Raw genomic sequence first — 25,576 nt, 5'->3', positions numbered from 1 at the left:
GCGTCGCCCAACACGTCTTGCAACCGTCGCACTTGCCAACAAACTGGCCCGGATCGTCTGGGCTCTCCTGTCGCGCAAAGAGATCTATCGTCCGGCCGGTCGCAATGTCGCTGTAATCTGACATGCGCTGCCAAGACGATGGATGCCGGGGTTCGCCCCGGTAGATCCGGCAGAATGCACTGACCAGCGTGATGGGAAGACTGTAATTCAGGAACAGTTCAGGCGATACCGTTGGATGACATGTGCCATCGAGCACGTTTTCAAGATTGGTGCCTGACACGCAAGCGCACACCCATAATGGCCAGCGAAAAACGTCGCACAAACAGGCCGGACATAAGGGCGCACCTGACCGGATCCCCGCATCCTGCGAGCAGCGATGCATTCCACCGAGAAAACAAGATTTAGAGAAACGCAGAGAGATAACAAATGTGATCCATTGCATCGAACCGGCCGTCCACATAGGTCATCCAGCACGCCATATCCATCCACCACGGCCGTCTGGACCAGCAGATCATTGATGACAGCGCCCGCCACGCCGCACTGGCGCGAAGCATGGACATACTGGCCCATATCTACAGGACCCTTGGCCGGTATGATGACATGCGGCGCATCGTCGAAGCCATGCTCGCCATCCATGAACAGCTGGTTGAAAGGGGGGAGCCGCACTCTGGCTGGGAACTGGCCAGGAAACACAGCATGCTTGCCGTGTGCCAGATGCAGCTGGGGCAGGCCGACAGCGCGCTGGCTTCCACCGATCGTGCCGTGACCCTGCTGCGCGCGCTGATCGAAAACGCTACGCCCGACTTGCTGCCCGGCATGGAGGCGCACGAACCCGCGCTGGCGGCAGACCTGACCCGTGCGGCAGCCCTGCATGAAACACTGGGCCAGCATAAGGCCGCGCTACAGGCGGCCGAGGACGCCATGGCCGTATTTCACAGGATTGCCGGACATGACCCGGATGATGTGGAGCCGTTCGCCCTTGCCCAGTGCCTGCAGGCCCTGCCCCGGCTGCGGCAGCTGGTAACGGGCCGCGATGATTTTCTGACCTGCATGCACGACGCCGTGGCGCTGTACCGCGGGCTGGATGCGGCACGGCCCGAACGGTTCCGGCCCGATCTGGCCCGCTTCCTTGTCCTGCTGTGCACATATCAGTGGCAGGGCCAGCTGGCGGATGCACTGCAATCCGCGCAGGACGCGGCGTCCATCTACGCCGGGCTGTATGATGCCGATCCGGCCCGGTACCGCGCCGGTTACGCGGACAGCCTGTACAAGGTCTTTCTATGCCATAACGGGCTGGAACAGCTGGACCCTGCGCTGGCTGCGCTGAAGCAGACACTTTCCCTGTATCGCACCCTTGCCACGGACCACCCGCAGGAATTCCGCCCGCAGCTTGCGCAGTGCCTGCTTGACCTTGCGCAGTACCTGATGACCTACAAGGAATATGATGGGGCGCTGCATACGGTGCATGAAACCACATCGCTGCTGACCGACCTTGCACAGACAGATCGCGCCACGTTCCAGCCCATTCTGAAGAAAGTCCGCGCCATGCATACCCGGATCGTCCGGAAACGCAGCAGCCGTTAGGCGGAATGGCGGGCCGTTTCGCCCAAACCTTCGCGCCGCCGTGACGTTGTCATGCGATTACAGGAGGCAAACATGACACGTATCACCAAACTGCTCTGCGCCCTGGCCATCGGCCTGTCCGTTGCGGCCTGCCACGATGGCGGTCGCTATCACCACCATCACCGTGGCCCACATGATGACGGCTATGGCCGCGGGGGATATGGCACCGGGTACGGCGGCCCGGGACGGGGCCCCTATATGGGCGGCGGCATGCGCGGGCCGTAATCCTGCGGCCCGTGGCGTGGTTACGCCCCGGTCAGCCGGGTAACCAGAAGCTGGTTGATGCGGAAGCCCTCCACATCAACCACTTCAAACCGGAAGCCAAGCGTATCCACGCGGTCGGCCTTGCGCGCCATACGGCGCAGGCGGTGCATGACAAACCCGCCGATGGTATCAAAGGGGCCGCCTTCATCCAGATCGGCGGCCTCCAGTTCGCGTCGCACGTCACCGATGGAAGCGGCACCGTCAATCAGCCATGAATTGGCGTCCCGGCGCACGATCAGCTGTTCCTCGAACGGGTTGGCCAGCCCGCCCATCAGCGCACCCATGATGTCCTTGAAGGTAATCAGCCCCACGACCAGCCCGTATTCGTTCACCACCAGCGCAAACCCCACGCCATGCGTGTCAAACTGCGCCAGCGTATCCCACAGGTTGATCGTCTCGGGCACGGACAGGACATCCCGGCGCACCCGGAAAATTGCATTGCCGCTGGACAGCGCGCCCTGCGGTCCCGGCGGGGAAACTTCCGCCGGGTCCCGGTCCACCACGGCCGCCAGTACGTCCTCGGCGCGGATGGAACCGACGACATTATCCAGCCCGCCATTGCACAGGGGATAGCGTGAATAGGGCTTGGCCCGGACCTTGGTTTTCTGTTCCTCGATGGTTTCCTGCAGGTCGAGGAAGACGATTTCATCGCGCGGGGTCATGGCGGATGTGATCGAACGGTCCTGCAGGCCCAGCACGTTCTGGATCATCTGGTGTTCCTGTTCCAGCAGGACACCGGACGCCGTGCCTGCGGCAAGGATGGCGCGCAGGTCCTCTGGCGTGACAGGTTCAACAGCCGAGGCCGCCGGGATCTTCAGCGCCCGCAGGATGGCGTCGGACAGCTTGGAAAACACCCAGACAATGGGATAGAGCAGCCTCAGCGCCAGCGCCGGGAACCAGCCGACAGCCAGCGCAATCTTGTCCGGCGCGTTCATGGCCACGCGTTTCGGCAGCAGGTCGGCAAACAGCACGAACAGGCCCGTCACCAGCACAAAACCGAACAGGGTGGCCAGCGTTTCCGCCGTGGAACGGGGCAGCCCCCACCCCATCAGCCCATGGGTAAGGGAGGGCGCGATCATTTCCGAACTGATCATGCCGCCCAGCACACCCACACCGTTAAGGCATATCTGCAGGACGGTCATGACCTGCCCGCTGTTGCGCCGCAGCTTCAGGAACGCGGTGGCGCGTTCATCGCCCGCCTCGGCGCGGGACCGCAGCCGCGCATCGCGCGCCGCCGCAAATGATATTTCGGAAAGTGAAATGAAAATATTCAGCGCGACCAGAAGAACAAGCGCAATCAGGCCAGAAAAAAACAAAATCACCGGAACACCCATGAAATGACCGGCGGACAATATAGCATGTCATTTTATAAGTCTGTACAGATATGTTTAATCAGACAGGATCATCCCTGTCATTTATACTTTGTCCCGGGATGCTGATAAAAAAGGCATGATCCCGCCATGGGACGACACTCACGGCGGCAGATCATTCCCGCCATCGGGATGAAATTTTCTGACGAAGACTTTTTTCAGACGGCATCGGGTGACGCCGCCTTTGGATTAAAAGGCGGTGCCGGAAAAGGATCAGGGCGCAGGGTTGGAATGGACCTGATGGATCGCATTGATCCTGTCTTCAAGTTCGGGGGTAATGGTCACGTTTTCCGCCCCCAGAATGGTCTCAAGCTGCGCCACGCTGGTCGCGCCGATAATGTTGGATGTCACGAACGGTCGCGATGTGACAAAGGCGATGGCAAGCTGGACCGGGTCGATGTCATGTTCGCGCGCCAGTGCGACATAGGCACGGATGGCATCATCCACCCCCGGTTTTTCATATCGCTGCCCGCGATTGAACAGGGTCGTGCGCGCACCGGCGGGCCGGGCACCATCAAGGTATTTTCCGGTCAGATAACCCTGCGCCAGCGGGGAATAGGCCAGCAGGCCCACGCCCTCACGCAGCGACATTTCCGCCAGCCCGATTTCGAACGTGCGGTTCAGCAGGTTATAGGCGTTCTGGATGGACACGACGCGCGGTGCGCCATTGCGGGCTTCGGCCAGATATTGCGACAGGCCCCACGCAGTTTCGTTCGACAGGCCGACATGGCGGATCTTGCCTTCCTTCACCAGATCGGCCAGCGCGCCCAGTGTTTCGGCAATCGGCACCTCATCCGCATCGGACGGCGTGGTGAACGTATTGCCCCCTGCCCCGAACAGGCCAACTTTCCGGTCGGGCCAGTGCAACTGGTAAAGGTCGATATAATCCGTACCCAGTCGCTGCAGCGATCCGTCCAGCGCGTGGCGGATCTGCTGCGGTGTCAGGCGCGTTTCTTCCCCACCGGGACGAAACCATGGCATGGTTCCGCGTCCGACCACCTTGCTGGCGATGATCAGGCGCTCACGTCCCCCACGTGCCCTGAGCCAGCTTCCGACAATCCGCTCCGTCGCGCCATAGGTCTCGGCACGCGGGGGAATGGAATAAAGTTCGGCCGTATCAATGAAATTGATGCCATGCGCCAGGGCCATATCAAGCTGGGCATGCCCCTCGGCTTCCGTGTTCTGCTGGCCAAAGGTCATCGTGCCAAGGCAGATTTCACTGACCCTGATACCGGTACGCCCGAGTTCACGTTGCTTCATGTCAAAAAACCTGCGGTTTGAAAAAAGGAGGCGGCGCGTGCATGGCCCGCACCGCCGCATGACGGGCCGCCATACTTGCAACCCCCTCCGCATGACGCAACCGCACGGACGCGCTTTCCTGTCCGCATGCCAGATAATCGCCGGACTGTCGGGCCGGGGGCCGATCACGATAGACGACATGCCTTGCGCCTGCCGTTTCATGATGATGAAGTCCACATACCCTGATCCGCCACGGATAACCGCTGCAAGGACATCTGAACTATGGGTTCACCACTTCCCCCGTCCCCCGCCGTGACACAGCAGGCGCTGGACGCGCTGGCGGCACGTTTCGCCCCCCGCGCGGGCGCGTATGACCGGTCTGGCGAAATTGCCATGGACAACCTTGATGACTGTCGCGCCGCAGGCCTGACTGGCCTGACCATAGTACGTGCGGACGGTGGACAGGGCGGCGGAATCAGGCAGATCGTGAATGTGACGGGCACACTGGCCACGGGCGATCCATCTACGGCGCTGATACTGGCCATGCATTTCCTGCAGCATGCCCTGATCGCACGCGCCACCAGCTGGCCCGAAACCACGCGGCGGCAGGTCATTGAAACCGCCCTGCGTGATGGTGCACTGATCAATGCATTGCGGGTCGAGCCGGACCTTGGCACCCCGTCGCGCGGCGGCCTGCCTGCGACACGCATTTCGCTGGCATCAGGCAGGCCGGTGCTGAACGGGCGAAAAATCTATTCCACCGGGTCAACCGCGCTCCGCTGGGGAATGGTATGGGTCGCGACAGATGAGGCACAGCCACGGGTCGGGCAGGTACTGGTTGACCTGCATGCGCCGGGCATACGTATTGAACGAAGCTGGCACCAGATGGGCATGCGCGCCACAGGCAGCCATACTTTCGTATTTGAAGATGTCGAACTGCCCGAAACGGCACTGGTTGACCTACGGGCGCCGGATCAGTGGCACAGTAACGATGGCACGCTGGTTATCGGCCACGCGCTGGCCATTGCAGCCCTGTATGATGGCGTTGCCCGCGCCGCCCGCGACTGGCTGATCTCCTTCCTGCATGCCCGCGTGCCGACCGCACTGGGCCGACCGCTGGCCACGTTACCGCGGTTTCATACCCTGCTGGGGCAGATTGACGCGCTGCTAATGACCAACCGCAGCATACTGGCTGGTGCGCTCGACCGAACCGAAAGCGGTGATTATCCCGGCACGGAGGCCAATCTGGCCAAATACGTCATGACGGAAAACGCCATCAGGGCCGTGGAACTGGGGGTTGCGGCGATTGGCAATCCGGCACTCAGTCAGGACAATCCGCTAGAACGTCATTTTCGCAATGTACTGTGCGCACGTATCCATACGCCACAGGCGGACGTGGCGCTGGCAGCGGCTGGCAAGGTGGCCCTAGCGTGAGGAGGGGCAGCGACTGCGTTCCTTTTCGCCAAAAGGGACGCACGCGGTTCCCCTGATCCGCACCATAGATAGTGGCATATCAAGGACATCCGGACAGAATATTCCGGCTATATAGGCATTATGTGCGATATTTACATTGGGCATGACGTGATGCACCGAAGCCTGCAGGATGCAGGATGCCTTCCGCTTTTCGGACAGGATTGACGCCCTTCCTTCGGTCGTCGGTCCTGCATGACAGCATGGATCGGAGCGTTTTGAAAAAAAGCCATACCAGAACCTCTGCCTCATCGTCTCAAGTTCATAAAATACTCTATTTACACGACACAAGTAAAACATAAAATGTTGTTTGGTAATTTATATTATTTAATGGGAAATGCAAAATATTTCCATTGTATTTTTGAAATTAACCATGATTTTTAGAAACTCCCATATCTTTCTTTGACACTCCGCAATCGCCTGACCATGGCACCGGCTGATAAGATTTCCCTGTGCAATGTCATATAGCATATTGCATATTCAGGGCGGATACGATTGAGTATGACCATGACGCCACCAACACCCCCGACCTCCCCTTCCTCTTCATCCACGGGATGGCGTTTTGCCAGGGCGGGGGAACCTGACACCAACAGCCTGCCCGAAGCGTTCGCCAGCGTGCGCGTGCCAGACGCCAGCGCATCATGGCTGCGCCGGTTCATGGCGTTCGTGGGGCCGGGATACATGGTGTCCGTCGGGTATATGGACCCCGGCAACTGGGCCACCGACCTGCAGGGCGGCGCGCAATTCGGTTATACGCTGCTGTCGGTCATCATGCTGTCCAACCTTATGGCGATCGTGCTGCAGTCCCTGTCGGCGCGGCTTGGCATCGCCACCGGCCGCGATCTGGCGCAGGCATGCCGCGATCATTTCCCGCCGGTCGTGAACATTATCCTGTGGCTGGCCTGTGAACTGGCGATCATTGCCTGTGATCTGGCGGAAGTCATTGGCACGGCGGTGGCGCTGCAACTGCTGTTTGGCATTCCCCTACTGGCAGGTGCCCTGATTTCCGTGCTGGACGCTTTTCTTGTCCTGTTCCTGATGAACCGGGGCTTCCGGTACCTTGAGGCATTCATTATCGGGCTGCTCAGCATCATCGCCCTGTGTTTTGCAGTGCAGGTCGTAGCCGCAAGTCCACCCATCGCTGCCCTGCTGAAAGGGTTCGTGCCCTCCACCCGGATCGTGACCAACAGCAAAATGCTGTATATCGCCATTGGCATTATCGGGGCGACGGTCATGCCGCATAACCTGTACCTGCATTCCTCCATCGTGCAGACGCGCGCCTTTCCCCGCACCATACCGGGACGACAGGACGCCATACGCTGGGCCACATGGGACAGCACGCTTGCGCTCATGCTGGCGCTGTTCATCAATGCCGCGATCCTGATCGTGGCGGCCGCTGCCTTCCATACTACCGGCCATCAGGATGTCGCGGAACTGGAAGATGCTTACCGCCTGCTGTCGCCCGTGCTGGGCATGGGCATTGCCTCCACCCTGTTTGCGGTTGCGCTGCTGGCGGCAGGTACCAATTCCACCATTACCGGCACACTTGCGGGCCAGATCATAATGGAAGGGTTCCTTCGGCTGCGCATTCCCCACTGGGCGCGCAGGCTGCTGACACGTGGGCTGGCCATCGTGCCGGTTGTCATTGTCACGGCCGTTTATGGCGACAGGGGCGTGGGTGACCTGCTGCTGGCCAGTCAGGTGATCCTGTCCCTGCAGTTACCTTTTGCGGTGATTCCGCTGGTCATGTTTGTATCCGACCGGCAGAAAATGGGGACATTCGTCATTTCCCGCCCCCTTGCCATGGTATCGTGGCTGATCGCGGCCATTATCGTGGTCCTGAACTCCAAACTGCTGTTCGATACGGTTTTTCCATCGCCCTGATCCTGTGGATACGGCATGTCCATCTGTGTCATGGTATTCGCAGCCGACCGGATATATCCCCACAGACAGCATGTACCGCAGGCAAACTGTCGGAATTCCTAATGACCTGACGATTACACCTCCTCACAGCCGGGATAACAAAGACGGAAACATTTTACTGTCAGCATTATGGTCATTCTGGTTGTTCCCGCCCTGCTGGATCTGTATGGCTGAACAGATACGGGCATCAGGATTCAATCCATGATAAAGCTGTCAGTTCATACAATAATGACCGTCATACTGGCCATTGCAGGCTCGGCCTCTGCCGCTGTTGCTGCCCCCGTTTCCGGGCTACCTGCCGACCTTGCGCCCATCACGCTCCATGACGGTACAAATGTACTGGCCCTTCCGCCGGAGGTACTGCCAAAGGACCAGCCGGACATTCCGGCGGGAACAAAAATATCCATATTTCGGGCATGGCGCGATAATGGCAATGCATGGGGCTACCACGTCTTTCTTGTCACGGCCGTGACACCGGACGGACGACAGAGCGTTATCGGGGCCGATCCGCTGCCCGAAAGCAGGGACAGCAGCCTGCGCGACCATCTGACCGATACACCGCACACAGGTGACGACGCCCTTGCCGCGCTGTCGTTCGCGACCGCCCGGATTGACAATACGCCGACGTTATTGCTGATCGAGGCCGTGCGTTCCCCTGCCGGGGCGGTGCCGACCCCTGCGCCAGCAACGCTCCATATATACCGGCTGGTTGCCTCGGACGGCATACCCGGATGGACCCCGCTTTATTTCAGATCCATTAGCAACATTCCGCTGAAGGGCCTGTTCGTCAATGCCGGCACGGCCCTGTCATCGGCAACGGGGCTGGCCGCGGGCCCGTAACCCCGCCCCCGTAATACTCACGCCTGCGGCGCGTGCGGTCCGGGCGCGGGCGATACGGCGGCTGATACCTTCAGACCATCCGGCCCCGGGCCATTGCCCAACAGGTTCAGGAAACTGGGCACCGGGAATTTGATGCCCTCATTATTCATACGCACGGCCAGACGGCTGTAATATTCCCGATAGACCGTCCATTTGGCGCCCGGCATGGTCCGCACCGAACCAAGGAAGCGGGCGCCATTTCCATCCGCCTGCTCGATCCCCAGAAAGGAGAACCCGGACATGATGAGGTGCCCGTAACGCGGGGTCTTGCGCATCAGTTCCAGTTCTTCATGCAATATGGCGCAAAGCTGTTTCGTGTCCTGACTGAGGTCGATCATGAAATCAACCACCACCAGATTGTAGTCACGCGATGTATTGGCTATGGACGACACTTCCGAAAACGGGATGATATGCAGGTCACCATTTACCGAACGTAGCCGCAGGGTACGGATCGACAGGTGTTCGACCGTGCCGGACACGCCACCCGCCGTAACCCAGTCGCCCACCTGAATGGCATTTTCCACCAGCATGAAGAAGCCTGTGATGAAGTCTTTCACCAGGCTCTGCGCGCCAAAGGCGATGGCAGCACCCATGATCCCTGCACCCGTCAGCAGTGGCGCCACATTGATCCCGATCTGTGATAGCGTGGTAACGGCCACGATGATGATGATCAACGCCAGCAGAACGGTCTTGATAATCGGCAGGACCGTGCGCAGCCGGCTGGCGCGCCCCGTCTGTGATGACTGTTCAAACCGGGTAATCTGTCCCTGCAGGGCCGCATTGGCGGCCTCCCACGTGATGATCGCAACCGTATAGGCGACGAGGACGGACAGCATCGCGCCAATGATCTTCGGCCCCAGCCTGCCATGAAACAGGAAATGGATGGCGGGCAGCCCCAGCGCCTGCAGGAAGAGCGTGCCGGATGCAAAAAACATCAGGAATGACAGGATCTTGCGTGACGTGGGATAATAATAGTTCACCCGCGCCTGCAGGCCGGGATAACGCGCCTCCATCGCGGGGGAGACATGGAACAGCCGGTTCTGCAGGTTATAGATCACGACCGACAGCAGACGTGACACGATCACGACGGTTGTGGTCAGGATGACCGTGCGGATGATCCACGCATATCCGCCCTGAATATGCGTGGCCCAGATCAGCCACAGGGCAAAGTTGAAGAACATGGCCGGCACCCACCACAGATAGACCAGACGCCCAAGGAACATCCAGAAAGGCTGCGCAAGCAACCGCGCCGGTGGCTGTAGCGCCAGTGCGACATGCCTGCGGACACGCCAGGTGAAAATGGCGACCAGTACATGTTCGATCAGCACGACGGAGCGGATGATTGCCTCCGTCCCGCGCGCGGGCATGTCAAACACCCCGCCCAGCGTGGACAGGCACACCACCACCGATGGCGCGGCGACCAGAAAATTGAGCCAGTGCGTGACCATGAAGGCGGTCTGGTCGCTGGCGCTGCACAGGCGGATGGCGGGCGAATGGGGCACGAACAGCGTTTCCATCAACAGATAGACCACGCGCGCGACCACATAGGCATTGGTCAGCGTAAGCGTGACCAGCATCGCCTGATGCGTTGTGGTCAGCAGGTAGGCAAAACTGGTGCCCAGCGCAAAGAACAGCCCCACCGGCAACAGCTTGATCAGCAGATGCATGAGCGAATAGGGCACGCGCGCCAGCAGGCGAAGCGTCGCGTGCTGCGCCTGCATGTCGACCTGCCGGGTCTGTGCCTCGTTGTCCTGCGGCGCGGCAGCGGCCGCCGGGGCTACTGGCGCAGGCAGCTCGGTCCGGGTATCGGGCAGGTTCAGGCGGCGTTCGGTCGCAATCGCCCGTTCGGTCACCTTGAGCAATGGCTTGCGCAACAGCAGGGAAAAGCCATGTTCCGCCGCCAGCGCCAGCAGCAGGATAAGGGTCGCCCGCCCGACAGCGTCAAACAGGATGACCCGCGATTGCGGATCGGCAAAAATGGTATGGGTCCAGTGCACCACGAATACCAGATCACCAAACAGGGCCACGAAATGCTGGGCCTGTACGATCAGCCGAGCGCGCAGGGTTGCCATGTCCTGCACCAGGTCGCTGCCCAGCGTATCGGGTTCAACCGCCAAAGCATCTGCAGAAGCCTTGGGCGCGGGGGCGGCTGCAGGCGCAACCGGGGCAGACGGAAGCTGGGACGCGATGGCCGATAGCGTACTGGCGAATTCAGCGCGTTTTTCCGGATCATTCATGACGGCCAGCACCTGCCGGGCCTGATCACGGGTCATGCCCTGCGCCGCATCGGCATCGGCGGCATGGCCATGCGCTGGCGCGACCACCATGCACAGGGCAAACAGTCCCGCAACGGCAACCTGCCACAGCGCCAGCAACGAATGTCCCTTGCTCCTACGCTGACAGATCCTGGTAAAGTGCCGCATCTTTCCCCTTCCATCCCGGCTGCCTGACCGGCACGGGCAGCCATGTAAACATGGCGCCATCACTGGCCATTTCAGACAGATATCGTGCGTTATCGCAGAGATGACAGTAAAAGCGCAGATACGGGGGAGCCGACCTGATATGCAATAAATAATCTACCCTTTTGCAACTTACATGCGGCAGGGGAGTTTTATTTACTATGTTATGTTTTTATTGAAATAAGACTTATGTATTAAATTTATATGCATTTTTTCTTATATTTAGTTTCAGAATGAATATCACCATACGGGCATGTGAATTCAGTCCCCTGCCCCGGCATGCAGGGGCAGCAGCCTGTCACCGGCTTCCTTTAAGGGCCGTATGTTTTTTCAGTAGCGGTATCGTATCCGCGCCCCGCGCCACCGCGCGTTCCATCAGTTCCTGTCCAAAGGCCTTCAGCGCCAGCGGGTGCATGTCGTCCAGCGACTGCGCCAGGTCGTGCCGTTCCGTATCCGACAGCGTGGGATCCCCCGCGATGCGCTGGTGCAGGGTCTTTACGGTCGCAGGGCCATCCAGCACCATATGCACGTCATTCGGCCGGTCCAGATAGGCCAGGCCCGCATTGGTCAGGGTGCTGTCGCCGGTAATGCGCAACCCCCTGTCGGTAATGGTGACACCGCCCTTGGTCAGCCCCTGCAGTTCCAGATCAAGCAGGTTCCTGGCGTAGCGCTCCGCATCCGCGTCGTCTTCCGGCGCCAGATCGGCCGAACCGCCATTGGCCGCCATGTGATGGAGCATCATCCCCTGCAGAACACGATCAATCACGCCCAGTCCTCTTTTCCATCATGATTACAATGCTAAAATGGGGTCGCCCTCCATAATAGACAATCAGTGACATGGAAAAGATGCTTATGCACGATCAGTCACAATCGGGTATGTCCCGGCACCACAGCGGCACACGCAGGGGTGGCGTACGGTCCGCCGCCTGATCCATTGCCTGCCCCACCACATGCAGGGCATGGTCCTGCGCCGCACGGGTATTGACGCGGCTGGGTGTATTCTTGCCGTGGGCTATCGTCTGGCGCAGGCGGCGCAGCCGGGCCAGCAGCCTACCGCGCTGCACGTCATCCAGGTCAAGCAGTGCGGCACAGAAGGCATTCTGCCAGATCTGCACGCCCAGCTGCGCCTGTTCCGCAGGGGACAGGATATCATCGTGCGATGGGGGCATGGTCGGTCCTTCGTAACATGGCGGGCACCGTCGCTGCATGGGTGCCCTTATGCGAACCGCCATAAAGGGAAATCAGGAAGACGGCCAGTATTGATGCACAGCCGACCATTTCCTGTCACATGATGTACATACGACCATTTTATACCATGATATCGCAATTCAGGAAGTTATGGTCAATCCGGCGCAGTATTTCCGTACTACGGAACAGCTCCTGCCGGTCAGGCTGCAGTGATTTGCGTGCCAGGAACGCGCGGGCTTCGGTCATGGCCTCCCGCACGGAATAATCATTGCCTGCGGGCTTGAGGTGTTCAATGGCCGTATAATCGACAATACCGACGTTATGATTGCGCTTGTGCGCTTCATGACAGAACAGGATATCGGTCGCCCATGCCCAGCGCAGTTCGGGAAACGGAAACAGATAGGCCATGGCATCACGATGGAACGCCGTGACCGGGCCATCTTCCACATATCGCGTTACACGCGCGATACTGTTCCATTTCCTGTAATTGAACGTAAAGGATGTATAGGAGTGGTAGCGGTGCGCGGGCTGCGATATTTTCAGCTTCATGATTTCACATAACGGAATGAACATGTCCAGAAATCGCGGTGGCAGGTCCACATCATCATCCGTTACGATAACCCAGTCATAATCCGGCAGGTTGACCTGTGACAGGGCCGTATTGATATTACTGAACTTTCCTTTCCCCTGCATCATGCGGGCGGTAGCGAAATCAACACTGTGCCGTGTTTTTCGAAACCGGTTGAACACCGTGCGCAGCTTTCTGTCCCGCCGGGGAACCTGAACCGAGGTGACAAGTATTTTTCGGACCGGGTGCCTTGTCGCAACATGACTGACCTGCCTGGCGAATTTCCTGTTATGAAGATCAAATACCATGTCAGACAGTACAGAAACCTTCCGCTTTTGCCAGAAATTCTTATGCTGACAGAACTCCGAATCAAAGAAGTCCTTTTTTTGGGATAGTCTGTTCGGCATGTTCGTCCTCCCATCATTACATGCGTCGTAACCGCACCAATATGGTGAAAGCGTTTCCCCCCCGGATCTGATGCATCATTTCGGCTTTACCTGGAACTGTTGCGTATCCCGCATTCACCACGAATGACGCCGGGCATGAACGTGTCGGTTTTCACAAAAGTTTCAAATTGTATCTTTATAAAAATAATTATAAATTTAAACTGGAATGATGTACCGCCCACTTCATGTACGGCAGTAATTCCCTCCATATTACAATAAAGATATTCATCGGGCCGAAACTGTTCGTAGCGCCGCGCGATATGGACAGGGGGTGCATGAAACGCCGCAACCGAACCGCCGGACGGGCCGACCGTTGCCCCCTGCATCCCATCCAGCCATCTTCAGAGGATACGACGTGATGCGATACTTTCATGCGCCTGTCGTGCTGTGCGTGCTGCTGGTCATATCCCCCGCCGCCATGGCGCAGCATCATCCACATGATGAAAGCGTAAGCCAGCCGGGGTCCAATTCGCCTTCCACCATAGAACGCACCCAGCCGTATTCACGCAAGACGGAACCCCTGCCGGAACAGGCCGCACCTGCACCGCGGCAGTCGGGCCATCCGCTGACACGGCAGCCAGCCGGGAATACGCCCGACAGTCCGGGCATGTCTTCCAATCACCAGACCCTGCGCAGCCCTTCCGCCCTGCACTGAACATACATGATGGGGCGGACACGTGACCGTACCCGCCCCATTCATTCACATGTAAAACCGGGGCAACAGGACCCCCGCCGTCCCCGTGTCACCCGCGGCTTTCACCTTGCGAAAGACCCATGCCATGCGAAGCAAGAAACCGGAACTGCGCCTGTTCTTCAGGAAAGGCCGGAATCCCCTGCAGCGCATGCGTTGTCCTGCGATAACGATGAAGGTTGCTTAACCGCCGCCACGGCCGGTCGGGATGCTGTTTGTTCCACAGGTTTATGGCCCGCAGTTCAAGTTCCTGATTGTTCACGGTGTGATCTGACGTCGTCATGTCCATCTCCCTGCATCTGCATGGTGGGTACTGGAACTGTCACGAGGTTTGTGAAGGGTGCGGTGGCAGCCCGCCACATGCACTCAACGCCAGATGTTAACAGAAGTTCGGGCCGATGGCATTTTTCTCCGCACGATGTGATCCGCAATGAACGAACCAGCCGGAACGAAAACCAGTACGGGCGGTTTCCCTGTCACTATGCCCCGTCATGGTGGACAAGGCAGGTCAGGGGCACCTGCCCGCGTGTGAAGGGATGCGTCACCCACCGGGGCACATCACCCAGCAGGCTGTGCCATTTCCCGGTCATGTCTGGCAGGACAAGCGAAAGATCCACATCCCTCCCCATGGCCAGCGTCCCGGCATGGATCGCCAGTCCCGATGCCAGACGCGGGGCCACAACCAGCAGGCTGATCCCCCCATGCCGCCGCATGAAGGCAATGCCGTGGGACCGGTCATCCCCCCCGATGTCCACGGGTTCATAGGTTCCATCCGCAAACAGGTCCGGATAATTCTGCCGGAATGCAAGGATGCGCCGGATCATGTCCTGCTTGACCCGCCCCGTGCGCCATGTCGCGGCGGCAGCGGCAAAACTGGTGGACTGTTCCAGCAGCATCGCGCGGTAATCGAAATTGACCGGTACCCGGTTATCGGGATCAACAAGGCTAAAATCCCACAATTCACAGCCCTGATACAGGTCCGGCACCCCCGGCGTGGTCAGCCGCAGCAGGGTCTGCGCAAGGCCGTTCACCGCGCCCGCCGGGGCGATACGGTCTACAAATCCGGCCATCTGCCGCAGGAAAGGGGCTGAGACAACGGGATCAAGCAGGCGGTCCACAAACCCGGCGCAGGCGTCCTCATATGCCGTATCGGGGCTGATCCACCCGGTATGGCGCTTGGCTTCACGCAGGGCCTTGGTCTGCCACTGCTGGATGCGCCTGCGGAAATGCAGCCGCTCCGCATCATTTGCAAACGGCTCCAGCGGCCACGCCCCCACCAGCGTCTGGTACAGCATCAGCTCGTCAATACGGTCCGGCCCGCCGCGACCCGCCGCGTGATTGTGGGCAAACCAGTCATGCACCTGCCGTTCCCATTCGGCGGGCATCGTGCTCAGGACCGCAAGGCGGGCACGGGCATCCTCCCCCCGCTTGTGGTCATGGGTTGCGGTCGCCAGCAACGCATGGGGAAAATGTGCCTGCCGCAACACGCAACTGGCATGGAAGGTCGAAACCGGCAGACCCATTACGGCCGGGTCCGACCCCACTTCGTTACGCGACAGCAGGCGGCCATAACGGTAGAAGGTCGTATCCTCCAGCGATTTGGCGGCCAGTGGCGCGGTCAGGTGTTCAAATGCCTGCTGCGCCCGACGCACCAAAGGGGGCGGCGCCCATTCGGGACAGGCGGACAGCAGGCGCGCGATGTCCCCCACCACCATGGCCTGTTCGCCCGTGGCAATCCGGCGGGCCGCCAGTTTCGCCCTGTCCAGCGCCATGGCGTCCCCCCCATGGTCCTGAATCGCCTCATCCCCGAAATAGGCGCGGTACGGACCGAACCACAGCAGCAGGTTTTCCAGCGCGGGCCGTATGTCCTGCGCCGCCCATGACCCGCCTTCATCAGGCAGGCACTGGCGCAGCAGGACTGCCAGATGGCCGAATTCCGCGCAAAAGACCTGATCCAGCAGATAGGCGCGCGCCGCCCGGGCAATCGGGGCCGGCATACCGGCGTCCGGCCCGCACCCGGCCCATAGCCGGTCCAGCACGCCAGCCCCGTCAGAATCGTGCAACGCGGCCGATACCTGATCCATGAAGTCATAGCCCGTGGTGCCGTCAACCGGCCATGCGGCGGGAAGCGTTTCCCCTTCGGCCAGGATCTTTTCGACATACACCGCCCCGCCCGGCAACGCGTCCTCCGGGCGGTCGGGCGTCAGGGCATCCAGCCGGGCGCGCAGGCGCTGGCAATAGACTGCGGGCGCGCTCAATCCATCGATATGGTCCACGCGCAACCCGTCAACCAGTCCACGTCGGTACAGGGACAGGACATAGGCATGCACCGCGTCGAACACCTCTTCACGTTCGACACACAGGCTGACAAGGCCGGTAATATCAAAAAACCGCCGCCAGTTCAGGCGCAACACCCCCTCGCGCCACCACGCCAGATGCCATGCCTGCTCCGCCAGCACATCCGTCAGCCGCGCCCGACCCGACAGGTTGGTGCCGTCATGGATCATCGCGATCCGGGCCATGGCCACCCTGCCCGCGCCGGTCGCTGCCCATTGCCGCAGCATATCCACCGCCGCATCCGCTTCCTGCCCCGGGCGTGCGCGCATTGCCACGGTGGTAAAGGCCGCCAGCAGGTGTCCCGGTGCATCCACCGCGGCCAGCAGACCGGCATACCCCATGGGGCACAGCGGAAAGCGCTGGTCATGGTGATGGATGAAAAACAGCCCGCTTTCCCCATCATGACGCAGCACCAGCAGCCCCGCCGCCAGCACGTCATCAAACGGGCGATCAAGAACGGGCAGCATGACACGCCCATGCAGATCGGGGTCCGGCACATCCCAGTCAATGTCAAACCAGTTGGCGTGGACCGATGCCTGTCCCCATGTCAGCACATCCCTCCACCACGGATTATGCCCGTCCGCCGCCATGTGGTTGGGCACGATATCCATGATCAGCCCCATGCCATGGGCATGCAGCCGCGCGGCCAGGCGCGCTAGCGCCGCTTCATCCCCCAGCACGGGATCGATCCGGTCATAACGGATTGTGTCATAGCCATGCGTGGAACCGGGACACGCGGCCAGCAGCGGCGAGGCATAGAGATGGCTTACACCCAGTCGCGCAAGCTGTGGCACAAGCGCTGTCGCACCGTCCAGCGTCATCCCGCCACGGAACTGCAGACGATACGTCGCCCGCACCGATGGCGCGCCATGGCGGCTGTTCATGACGACCTGCCCGCCCGCAGGCGCCCCAAACGCCGGCGCGCATCCACACCGGACAGCACGGTAGCGGTCATGCCCGGATACCGCCTGCACCAGTTGGGGTGGCCGCTGGTGGTACCAGGCAGGTTGGGCTGTTCATCCAGACCCAGCAGGTCCTCCAGTGGAATGACCGCCAGCGGGCATACCGCACGGGCGACGAAGCCAATGGCTTCATCCACCACCCGCGCCGCCCCCGCGGCGGTAGCGGGCGGTTTTTCAGCACCTGGTTTCCTACGGGCGGCAGGACCGGCCGATGGGGTCGTCATGGCCGCCCAAAGTGCGGTGCGGTCGTTTTCACGCTCGTCCTTCAGGGTGACACCATCCACCCCCGGCGCCATCTGCCCCAGTTTCACGCGCCAGTCGATGTCGGTTCCCTGCCACCATCCCGCCACGGTGGGCAGGTCATGCGTCGTGGTCATGGCGGTGGCGTTGGCCGACCACGTTACCGGTGGCCTGAACGCGCCCTGTGGCGTGCGTTCGAAAAACAGCACGTTCATGCCCATGATCCCGTGTTTGTGCGCCATTGTCCGGAAGGCGGACGTGACCGTGCCCAGATCCTCGCCAATCACGATGGCGTTGGCGCGCGCGGCTTCCAGCGCCACAAGCCGCATGAGGTCACGCACGGGAAAGGACAGGTACGCCCCCTCGGCCGATGTCCCGCCCTGCGGTATGACCCATAATCGCTCCAGCGCCATGACATGGTCGATGCGTATTCCCCCGGCATGCGCCAGCCCCGCGCGCACCGTTTCGATAAAGGCACGGTAGCCGCCCGCCCGCAGGCCCGCAGGGGAAAAGGTGGTCAGCCCCCAGTCCTGCCCCACGGGACTGAGGGCATCGGGCGGCGCGCCGATGGACGCACCGACAAGGAATTCCTGCTGCCGCGACCAGCATTCGCTGCCCGTCGGGTCAACGCCCACCGCCATGTCGGCCACCAGCCCGATCCGCATGCCCACGGCACGCGCCGCGCCACATGCCTGTTCCATGCTTCTGGCGGCCAGCCACTGCACGAACACATGAAAATTCACGTCACTGGCGAATTCATAGGCGAACCGCGCGACTTCCGGGCTGTCGGGGCGACGCATCGCAACCGGCCACTGCCGCCAGTCGCCACCACGCCCGCCACGGGTGGAAAAATAGGCATGCAGGGTTTCGAACACCGCGTGCTGTTCCAGCGCCACGCCACGCATCTTGCGGAATTCCGCCAGTTCGGCAGGAGGGTGCGGCACGATCCGTTCTTCATACAGTCGCCGCAGCAGTTCATAACGCCGGGCCGCCGCCTGCGCCCAGTCGATCAGGGGCGCATCTTCCAGCATCCTGACCGTATCGACATAGGCCCGACCATTGCGCAGGGCCGCCGCCTGCACGGTTGCCGTATCGAACACCGCCAGCGGATCGGCCAGCAGGACATTGAGGAACAGCCGCGAGGACGGTGAATAGGGACTGTACTGGTCCGGCCGCGCGGCAAACATGGCATGGACCGGGCTTATGGCCAGCGCGTCCGCCCCCCGCGCCGCGGCAAGACGCGACAGGGTCGCCACCGCACCCAGATGGCCGATCCCCCCGTCACCGGGCGTACGCAGGCCATAGACCTGTGCCCCCACGCCCCATGGCCGCATGCCCCCTGCCCCATCCATCCGTGCGTCAATGGTGGGACAGGCGGGCGGCGCCACCGCAAGGGTGGTGGCATGCGGCCCGATCGACAGGTGGTGATACCCGCACGACCGGAACGGCGGCAGGGCCGGCCGGCCACGTATGCGGCGCAACGGGCCTTCCACCACCTCCCCCGTTTCCGTCTCCAGCCGGAAATCGGTAGCCTGCGTGCCGTCAGGTAGGCTCAGCGGGGTCAGCTGTCCCATTACTGTCACGATCATGGGCGGCAGCCCGGCGGCAACGGGGGCGCCATGCCCCTCCAGCACGGCCAGCAGGCGGCGCACGCTTTCGTTGGAGACACGGTGGATCTGCCCCGCCGCATCGCGCCAGCGCATGCTCAGCCCGGCATGGCGGGCACGATCGACAAGGTCGCGGTTATTCATCATGCACCTCGGTCAGGCGGACCATGACGCAATGGGGTGGCAGGCTGCCTGCAGTCATGTCGGCAGCCTGCGGCAGCGCGTACAGGCACCGTCCTTCCGGCGCATCGGCCATGGGCACGGGGGCCTCATCCAGGTTGAGCGCAATACCCAGAACCGCCCCATCGCCCATGCGCCACCGTGCCACCACCGCCTTCGGCCCGATCACCTGCGCGCCCATGGCGTGTGCACCGGACAGGCGGGGCATGATCCAGCGATGGCGGATGACCAGAAGGTCATGGATGAAGGCGGTCCACGCCACATGGTCGGGTGCGGTGCGTTCCGCCTCGCACGGACGGGACGCCGTAAAGGTTTCCGGCGCGTTGGGATTGGGGATGGTGTCGCGTGTTTCGGGGGAGGCGAAGTGCGAAAACCCGGCGAATTCCCGACGCCGCCCGTCCCGCACGATGCGGCCCAGTTCGGGCGTATGGCTGGTGAAGAACAGGAAGGGACGACGTGATCCCCAGTCCTCCCCCATGAACAGCAGGGGGATCTGCGGGCACAGCAGCACAAGCCCGTAGGCCGCACGCAACGCCTGTTGCGGGGCCAGCACACCCAGCCGTTCACCCATCGCCCGGTTGCCGATCTGGTCATGGTTCTGCAGGAAGATAATGAACCGGTCGGGCGGCAGGTCCGCGCTGGCGCTGCCGCGTGGCAGGTGTGTAACGGGCGATGTCTCGCCCTGAAAGGCAAACCCTTCCGCCAGCACGCGTGCAAGGGCGGTCGCGGGCGCGTGGGAAAAATTGCCGTAATACCCTTCATCCTCCCCCGTCAGCAGGACATGCAGGGCGTTATGGGCGTCATCGTTCCACTGGGCACGATACCCCGCGCGCAGCAGGCCCGCGTCATTGTTCTCGTTTTCCACGATCAGGTGTACGTGCCGTCCCGGTTCGGTCCGCGCCCGGACGCGCGCGGGCAGTTCACGCAGCCAGTCACGTTCGGTAATGGCCTGCACCGCATCCAGCCGCAGCCCGTCAAAACGGAACTCCATCAGCCAGTACAGCGCATTATCTTCAAAAAATATCCGTACCGCCGCCTGCCGGAAATCAATGGCCGCCCCCCAAGGCGTGGGCTGGTCGGCACGAAAGAACGGGGCGGCATAGGCGGCCAGGTAATTCCCGTCCGGCCCGAAATGGTTGTACACCACATCCAGGAACACCATAAGCCCAAGCCCGTGCGCCGCATCGACCAGCGCCTTGAGATCATCAGGATGACCATAAGAGGATTCGGGGGCATACGGCAGCACGCCATCATATCCCCAGTTCCGCCCGCCCGGTATCTCCGACAGGGGCATGAGTTCGATGGCGGTAACCCCAAGGGCCGCAATGCGCGGCAGGTCGCGCGCAACCCCTGCGTACCCACCCATCGCCCCGACATGGAGTTCGTATATCACGACATCATGCCACGGCCGCCCGGCCCAGCGGGGATACTGCCAGTCATATGCCCCTGAATCGATCACCATGCTTGCCCCATGCACGTCATCGGGCTGGTAACACGACGCCGGGTCGGGCACCGCAAGGTCAGGGGCGACGCGGTAGCGGTACCGCGCGCCGGGACCGCAGGGAAAGACACATTCGTACCATCCCCCCTTGCGCCGCGCCATGGGAGCAGGTGCGTGTTCTTCCACCTCAAGCATGACGGTATCGCATGACGGCGCCCACAGGCGGAAGCGCGTGTGCCCACCATCCACCACCGTCGCCCCGGCATGGCGCGGATGCTGGAAATACCGGTTCATGGTGCGTCACCACCAAGCGATGCATCAGGTTCGGCATCGGGGGCAAGCGACAGCAGCAGCAGACCATGCGCGGGCACGACAACATCCTTCGTGCCTTCGTCCAGCACCGTTTCAGGCTTTTCGGGACTGGTGGTGTCCAGCAGCATCGTCCATCGACCCTCCGGCCCTGGCAGCATGGCCCTGATGTCATCGCCACCGGGGTTGAGCAGCATGTAGGTTACGTCCATCCCGTCATGCGTATCCGTGCTGGCGCGCCGAACACCCAGCAGGTGAAAGGCTTCCTCGCCCCACTGTTCCTGCCCCATGGGCGAGCCGTCACGGCGGAACCAGCCAATATCGGCCAATCCGGGCAGCGGGTGGTGCCGTCCATGCATGTAACGCGCGGCCCGCAGCGAAGGATGCGCCCGGCGCAGCGCCGAAAGCCGCGCCACGAACCCGATCATGACCTGCCCCTCGGGCGATGCGGCGCGATCCCAGTCCAGCCAGCTTATGGGATTGTCCTGACAGTAGGCGTTGTTGTTGCCGTTCTGGGTCTGGCCGAATTCATCGCCCGCCAGAAGCATCGGCGTGCCGTGCGACAGCATGAGGGTGGCCATCATCGCGCGCTGCACCCGGCCACGCAGGTTTACGATGGCGGGATCATCGCTGGGCCCTTCCACGCCCCAGTTGGCGCTGTAGTTTTCGGCGTGTCCGTCCTGCCCGTTTTCCTTGTTGGCGTCATTATGCCGCCCGGCGTAGCTGACCACATCCTCCAGCGTGAACCCGTCATGCGTGGTCAGGATGTTGACCGAACTCCACGGCCTGCGCCCGCGCTTGTCCAGCAGGTCGCCCGAGCCGGCAATACGGGCCGCCATTTCGCCCTGCTGCATTGCGTCCCCACGCCAGAACCGGCGCGTGGTATCACGGAAACGGTCGTTCCATTCGGCAAAGCCGGGCGGGAAATTGCCAAACTGGTAGCCGCCGGGCCCCGGGTCCCATGGTTCGGCAATCAGCTTGCGTTCGGACAGGACGGGATCCTGTATGATCGCATCGAAAAAACCCGATCCCGGGTCGAAGCCATACGGCTCGCGCCCCAGAACGGGGGCCAGGTCGAAGCGGAATCCATCAACATGGAATTCACTCGCCCAGTACCGCAGGGAGTCCAGCACCATCTGCAACACGCGCGGGTGCGACAGGTTGAGCGTATTGCCACACCCGGTATCGTTGATCAGGTGCCGCTCGTTCCCCGGCACAAGACGGTAATAGATGGCGTTGTCCAGCCCCCGGTAACACAGGGTGGGGCCAAGTTCGCTGCCTTCGCAGGTATGGTTGTAGACCACGTCCATCACCACCTCGATCCCCGCCTTGTGCAACCGTCGGATGGCCGCACGCAGTTCGTGCGGTGAACCGTTGGCCAGATAGCCTGCATACGGCACGAAAAACGCCAGCGTGTTGTACCCCCAGTAATTGGTCAGCCCGCGTTCAAGCAGATAGCGTTCAGGGGCAAAGCACTGAATGGGCAGCAGTTCCAGCGTGGTGACGCCCAGCCGGTGCAGGTGGGCGATCATTTCAGGCGCCCCCAGCGCCTGGAACGTGCCGGGCTGGGGGTTGCGCTCCATTTCACGGCGCATGGTCAGCCCCTTCACATGGGCTTCCATGATGACGGTGCGGTCCCACGGCACGCGCGGCAGGACATCGTCCTCCCATTCGTACGCGTCATTCACCACCACGCAGCGCGGCATGTAGGGCGCGCTGTCGCGCCGGTCGAACGACAGGTCGGCACGCGGCGAATGCAGGCGGTAGCCAAACTGCATGTCCGACCATGAAATCGGGCCGGTCAGCCGGCGGGCATAGGGATCGATCAGCAGCTTGTGCGGATTGAAACGATGGCCATTGACCGGGTCATACGGCCCGAAGGCGCGAAAGCCGTACAGCAGCCCCGGTTCCGCATCCGGCAGGTAGCCGTGCCAGACTTCATCCGTGTATTCAGGCAGGTGGAAACGTGCGATCTCGCGCCGGTCGCGCGGGTCGAACAGGCACAGGTCGATCTGCTGCGCATTGGCGGAAAACACCGCGAAATTGACGCCCATGCCATCCCAGTGGGCCCCAAGCCGCGTGGGTGTTCCGGGCAGGAGCGATGACGGAAAACGCATCATGCCACCACCCCTGCCGGATGCAGGTACAGCGCGGCCAGTGGCGGCAGCGTCAGCGCGCACGAACACGGGTGCCCATGGGCTGCATGATCCGTCGCCATGACGTATCCCCCGTTCCCCACCCCGCTGCCACCGTAATCGGTGGCGTCGGAATTGAGACACTCGCGCCACTGCCCGCCGACCGGCACCCCAACGCGGTAGTCGTGGCGGACAACCGGTGTCATGTTGAGCACGACAAGGACCGGCACATGGCCGGGGGCGAAGCGCAGCCACGCAATGACCGTATTGACCGTATCATCGCCAATGACCCATGCAAAACCCGCCGGGTCGCAGTCGCGCGCATGAAGCGCGGGCAACGCGCGGTACGTGTGGTTCAGGTCGGTCACCAGCTGTCGCATGCCGGACTTGAACGGGTCGGACAGGATATGCCATTCCGGCTGACCGTCATGCGACCACTCGCTTTCCTGCGCGAATTCAATGCCCATGAAAATAAGCTTCTTGCCCGGATGCGCCCACATGAAGGCAAGGAACAGCCGCATGCTGGCGTGACGCTGCCAGTTGTCACCGGGCATGCGCGCCAGCAGTGATCCCTTGCCGTGCGTGACCTCGTCATGCGACAGGCACAGGATGAACCGTTCGCTGAAGGCATAGTGCAGCCCAAACAGGATTTCAGACAGGTGATAGCTCCGCCATAGCGGATCACGGGCAAAAAACCGCAGGCTGTCATGCATCCAGCCCATGTTCCATTTATAGGAAAAGCCCAGCCCCCCCTGTTCCACCGGCCGCGTGACGCCGGGCCAGGCGGTTGATTCCTCCGCCACCGTAATGGCGTCGGGAATGGTGTCGCGCACCGTCTGGTTCAGCTGCCGCAGGAAGGCCACGGCCTCCAGGTTTTCACGGCCGCCATGTATGTTGGGTATCCATTCCCCGTCCCTGCGGCTGTAGTCCCGGTACAGCATGGACGCCACCGCATCGACCCGCAGGCCGTCGATATGGAAGCGTTCCAGCCACATCAGCGCACTGGCGATCAGGAAGCCACGCACTTCGTGCCGGCCAAGGTTATAGATATGGGTGTTCCAGTCCCGGTGCACGCCTTCACGCGGGTCCTGGTGTTCATACAGCGCACAGCCGTCAAAACTGACCAGACCGTGGGCATCATTGGGAAAATGGGCCGGCACCCAGTCCAGTATCACGCCAATGCCCGCACGGTGGCATTCATCGACAAAAGCCGCGAAATCCGCCGGTGTCCCGTGTCGCGCGGATGGCGCGAACAGGCCCAGCGGCTGGTACCCCCATGACCCGCCAAAGGGGTATTCCGTAACAGGCATGAGTTCCACATGCGTAAACCCCGTCGCCAGCACGTACGGGATCAGTTCCGCCGCCAGTTCCCGCCATGTCACGATACGGTCGGGGTCGCCCTGCGGCCTGCGCCATGAGGGGACATGCAGTTCATATATGGACACCGGCGCATCTTCCCCCTGCCGTGCCGCGCGCTTTTCCATCCATTCATGGTCCTGCCATGCAAATGCCGCTGCCGATGCGATGACGGACGCGGTTGCCGGGGGGCGTTCGGCGAAACGGGCGAAGGGATCGGCCTTCTGCGGCAGGATATGCCCCTCACGCGTCATGATCTCGAATTTGTACCGCTCCCCGGAGCCAAGTCCGGGAATGAACAGTTCCCATACCCCCGCCCCATGGCGCAGGCGCATGAGATGGCGCCTGCCATCCCAGAAATTGAAGTCACCAATGACCGATACCCGCCGCGCATTGGGCGCCCATACGGCAAAGCGCACGCCCGGCGTCCCGTCCACCACCATGGGCTGCGCACCCATGACACGGTCGAGATGCGGGTGCCGCCCTTCGGAAAACAGCCGCAGGTCCGCTTCATCCAACAGCAGGCCGAAGGCGTAAGGGTCAGCCGTTTCCTCCACCGCGTCGGCCCATACGATCTTCAGGTGATAACGCGCACCGGCGGGGATCGTGCCGATATGCAGCCCGGTATCGCCCATGCGCCGCATGGGCCGTTCCGTAGCACCCGAACGCGGGCGCTCCACCACCAGTCTTACGCGCGCCGCGTCATGGTACAGGACGCGAACAACATCGACCTTGCCCATATTATGTCGGCCAAGGATGGAAAACGGGTCACTACTGCGTCCATGCACCAGGTCATCAACGCCTTCTGGAAGGGAATAATGGGCTGCATCGTGCCTGATCCTCATGCCGGGGCCTTTATCATCATGTCCATGTCGTGACGCGGTTGGGT

The 25,576-nt window shown here is 61.6% G+C and carries 18 protein-coding genes and 1 pseudogene; 7 read left to right on the top strand and 12 right to left on the bottom strand.

The genetic code is table 11. From position 1 onward, the window contains the following. The 3 genes and pseudogenes from CFR80_RS19840 to CFR80_RS10680 all read left to right on the top strand — a co-directional run. Positions 1-121 (top strand): annotated as a pseudogene (locus CFR80_RS19840) (IS110 family transposase); the annotation flags it as partial. A 431-nt stretch (positions 122-552) separates the two neighbouring features. Then, positions 553-1,584, top strand: a complete 1,032-nt coding sequence (locus CFR80_RS10685; RefSeq protein ID WP_110507329.1) for a tetratricopeptide repeat protein — start codon at positions 553-555, stop codon at positions 1,582-1,584. A 72-nt stretch (positions 1,585-1,656) separates the two neighbouring features. Continuing rightward, entirely contained in the window at positions 1,657-1,848 is a 192-nt protein-coding gene (locus CFR80_RS10680) for a hypothetical protein (protein WP_010513355.1), read from the top strand. A gap of 20 nt (positions 1,849-1,868) precedes the next feature. Here CFR80_RS10680 and CFR80_RS10675 read toward each other — a convergent pair whose 3' ends face one another. Both CFR80_RS10675 and CFR80_RS10670 read right to left on the bottom strand, forming a co-directional pair. Continuing rightward, the gene (locus CFR80_RS10675; RefSeq protein WP_029329284.1) at positions 1,869-3,209 is read right to left on the bottom strand and encodes a hemolysin family protein; all 1,341 of its coding nucleotides are present in this window, start codon (positions 3,207-3,209) and stop codon (positions 1,869-1,871) included. Between the two features lie 261 nt (positions 3,210-3,470). Next, positions 3,471-4,517 (bottom strand): aldo/keto reductase, encoded by a 1,047-nt coding sequence (locus CFR80_RS10670; protein ID WP_029329285.1) that lies wholly within the window; start codon positions 4,515-4,517, stop codon positions 3,471-3,473. Positions 4,518-4,778: 261 nt separating this feature from the next. Between CFR80_RS10670 and CFR80_RS10665 the strand changes: the two genes are divergently transcribed. The 3 genes from CFR80_RS10665 to CFR80_RS10655 all read left to right on the top strand — a co-directional run bounded on the left by CFR80_RS10665 (position 4,779) and on the right by CFR80_RS10655 (position 8,729). Next, positions 4,779-5,930, top strand: a complete 1,152-nt coding sequence (locus CFR80_RS10665) for an acyl-CoA dehydrogenase family protein (protein WP_010513359.1) — start codon at positions 4,779-4,781, stop codon at positions 5,928-5,930. Between the two features lie 537 nt (positions 5,931-6,467). After that, positions 6,468-7,850 (top strand): Nramp family divalent metal transporter, encoded by a 1,383-nt coding sequence (locus CFR80_RS10660; protein ID WP_010513360.1) that lies wholly within the window; start codon positions 6,468-6,470, stop codon positions 7,848-7,850. 267 nt (positions 7,851-8,117) lie between these two features. After that, positions 8,118-8,729 carry a hypothetical protein gene (locus tag CFR80_RS10655; protein ID WP_010513361.1) on the top strand — a complete coding sequence of 204 codons (612 nt, stop codon included), beginning with the start codon at positions 8,118-8,120 and terminating at the stop codon, positions 8,727-8,729. 17 nt (positions 8,730-8,746) lie between these two features. Here CFR80_RS10655 and CFR80_RS10650 read toward each other — a convergent pair whose 3' ends face one another. The 4 genes from CFR80_RS10650 to CFR80_RS10635 all read right to left on the bottom strand — a co-directional run bounded on the left by CFR80_RS10650 (position 8,747) and on the right by CFR80_RS10635 (position 13,111). Then, positions 8,747-11,095 carry a mechanosensitive ion channel family protein gene (locus CFR80_RS10650; RefSeq protein ID WP_110507330.1) on the bottom strand — a complete coding sequence of 783 codons (2,349 nt, stop codon included), beginning with the start codon at positions 11,093-11,095 and terminating at the stop codon, positions 8,747-8,749. A gap of 430 nt (positions 11,096-11,525) precedes the next feature. Continuing rightward, positions 11,526-11,993 (bottom strand): hypothetical protein, encoded by a 468-nt coding sequence (locus CFR80_RS10645; RefSeq protein WP_010513363.1) that lies wholly within the window; start codon positions 11,991-11,993, stop codon positions 11,526-11,528. Positions 11,994-12,087: 94 nt separating this feature from the next. Then, the gene (locus CFR80_RS10640; protein ID WP_010513364.1) at positions 12,088-12,396 is read right to left on the bottom strand and encodes a hypothetical protein; all 309 of its coding nucleotides are present in this window, start codon (positions 12,394-12,396) and stop codon (positions 12,088-12,090) included. A gap of 139 nt (positions 12,397-12,535) precedes the next feature. Beyond that, the gene (locus CFR80_RS10635) at positions 12,536-13,111 is read right to left on the bottom strand and encodes a hypothetical protein (RefSeq protein WP_258367771.1); all 576 of its coding nucleotides are present in this window, start codon (positions 13,109-13,111) and stop codon (positions 12,536-12,538) included. Positions 13,112-13,787: 676 nt separating this feature from the next. On the opposite strand from CFR80_RS10635, the gene CFR80_RS10630 reads away from it, so the two are divergent. After that, positions 13,788-14,084, top strand: a complete 297-nt coding sequence (locus CFR80_RS10630; RefSeq protein ID WP_010513368.1) for a hypothetical protein — start codon at positions 13,788-13,790, stop codon at positions 14,082-14,084. Between the two features lie 88 nt (positions 14,085-14,172). Here CFR80_RS10630 and CFR80_RS10625 read toward each other — a convergent pair whose 3' ends face one another. From CFR80_RS10625 to glgB, 6 genes are all read right to left on the bottom strand, one after another. Further along, positions 14,173-14,403, bottom strand: coding sequence for a hypothetical protein (locus CFR80_RS10625; RefSeq protein ID WP_232275569.1), 231 nt, complete (start codon positions 14,401-14,403; stop codon positions 14,173-14,175). 196 nt (positions 14,404-14,599) lie between these two features. Beyond that, positions 14,600-17,341, bottom strand: coding sequence for a malto-oligosyltrehalose synthase (gene treY, locus CFR80_RS10620; protein WP_110507328.1), 2,742 nt, complete (start codon positions 17,339-17,341; stop codon positions 14,600-14,602). Beyond that, the gene (malQ, locus tag CFR80_RS10615) at positions 17,338-19,410 is read right to left on the bottom strand and encodes a 4-alpha-glucanotransferase (RefSeq protein ID WP_029329288.1); all 2,073 of its coding nucleotides are present in this window, start codon (positions 19,408-19,410) and stop codon (positions 17,338-17,340) included. The genes treY and malQ overlap by 4 nt, the downstream gene beginning before the upstream one ends. Next, positions 19,403-21,181: a malto-oligosyltrehalose trehalohydrolase gene (treZ, locus tag CFR80_RS10610; RefSeq protein ID WP_110507327.1), complete on the bottom strand. Its 1,779-nt coding sequence runs from the start codon at positions 21,179-21,181 to the stop codon at positions 19,403-19,405. Before treZ ends, malQ begins: the two co-directional genes overlap by 8 nt. Continuing rightward, a complete protein-coding gene (gene glgX, locus CFR80_RS10605; protein ID WP_010513373.1) occupies positions 21,178-23,316 on the bottom strand; it encodes a glycogen debranching protein GlgX in 2,139 nt (712 codons plus the stop codon). The genes treZ and glgX overlap by 4 nt, the downstream gene beginning before the upstream one ends. Further along, positions 23,313-25,532 carry a 1,4-alpha-glucan branching protein GlgB gene (glgB, locus tag CFR80_RS10600; protein ID WP_010513374.1) on the bottom strand — a complete coding sequence of 740 codons (2,220 nt, stop codon included), beginning with the start codon at positions 25,530-25,532 and terminating at the stop codon, positions 23,313-23,315. Before glgB ends, glgX begins: the two co-directional genes overlap by 4 nt. Positions 25,533-25,576: the final 44 nt, after the last annotated feature.

Source organism: Komagataeibacter oboediens (assembly GCF_003207815.1).
GTDB lineage: Bacteria > Pseudomonadota > Alphaproteobacteria > Acetobacterales > Acetobacteraceae > Komagataeibacter > Komagataeibacter oboediens.
Note: the sequence above shows the minus strand (reverse complement) of the source record. Positions and strands in the feature narration are given on the sequence as shown.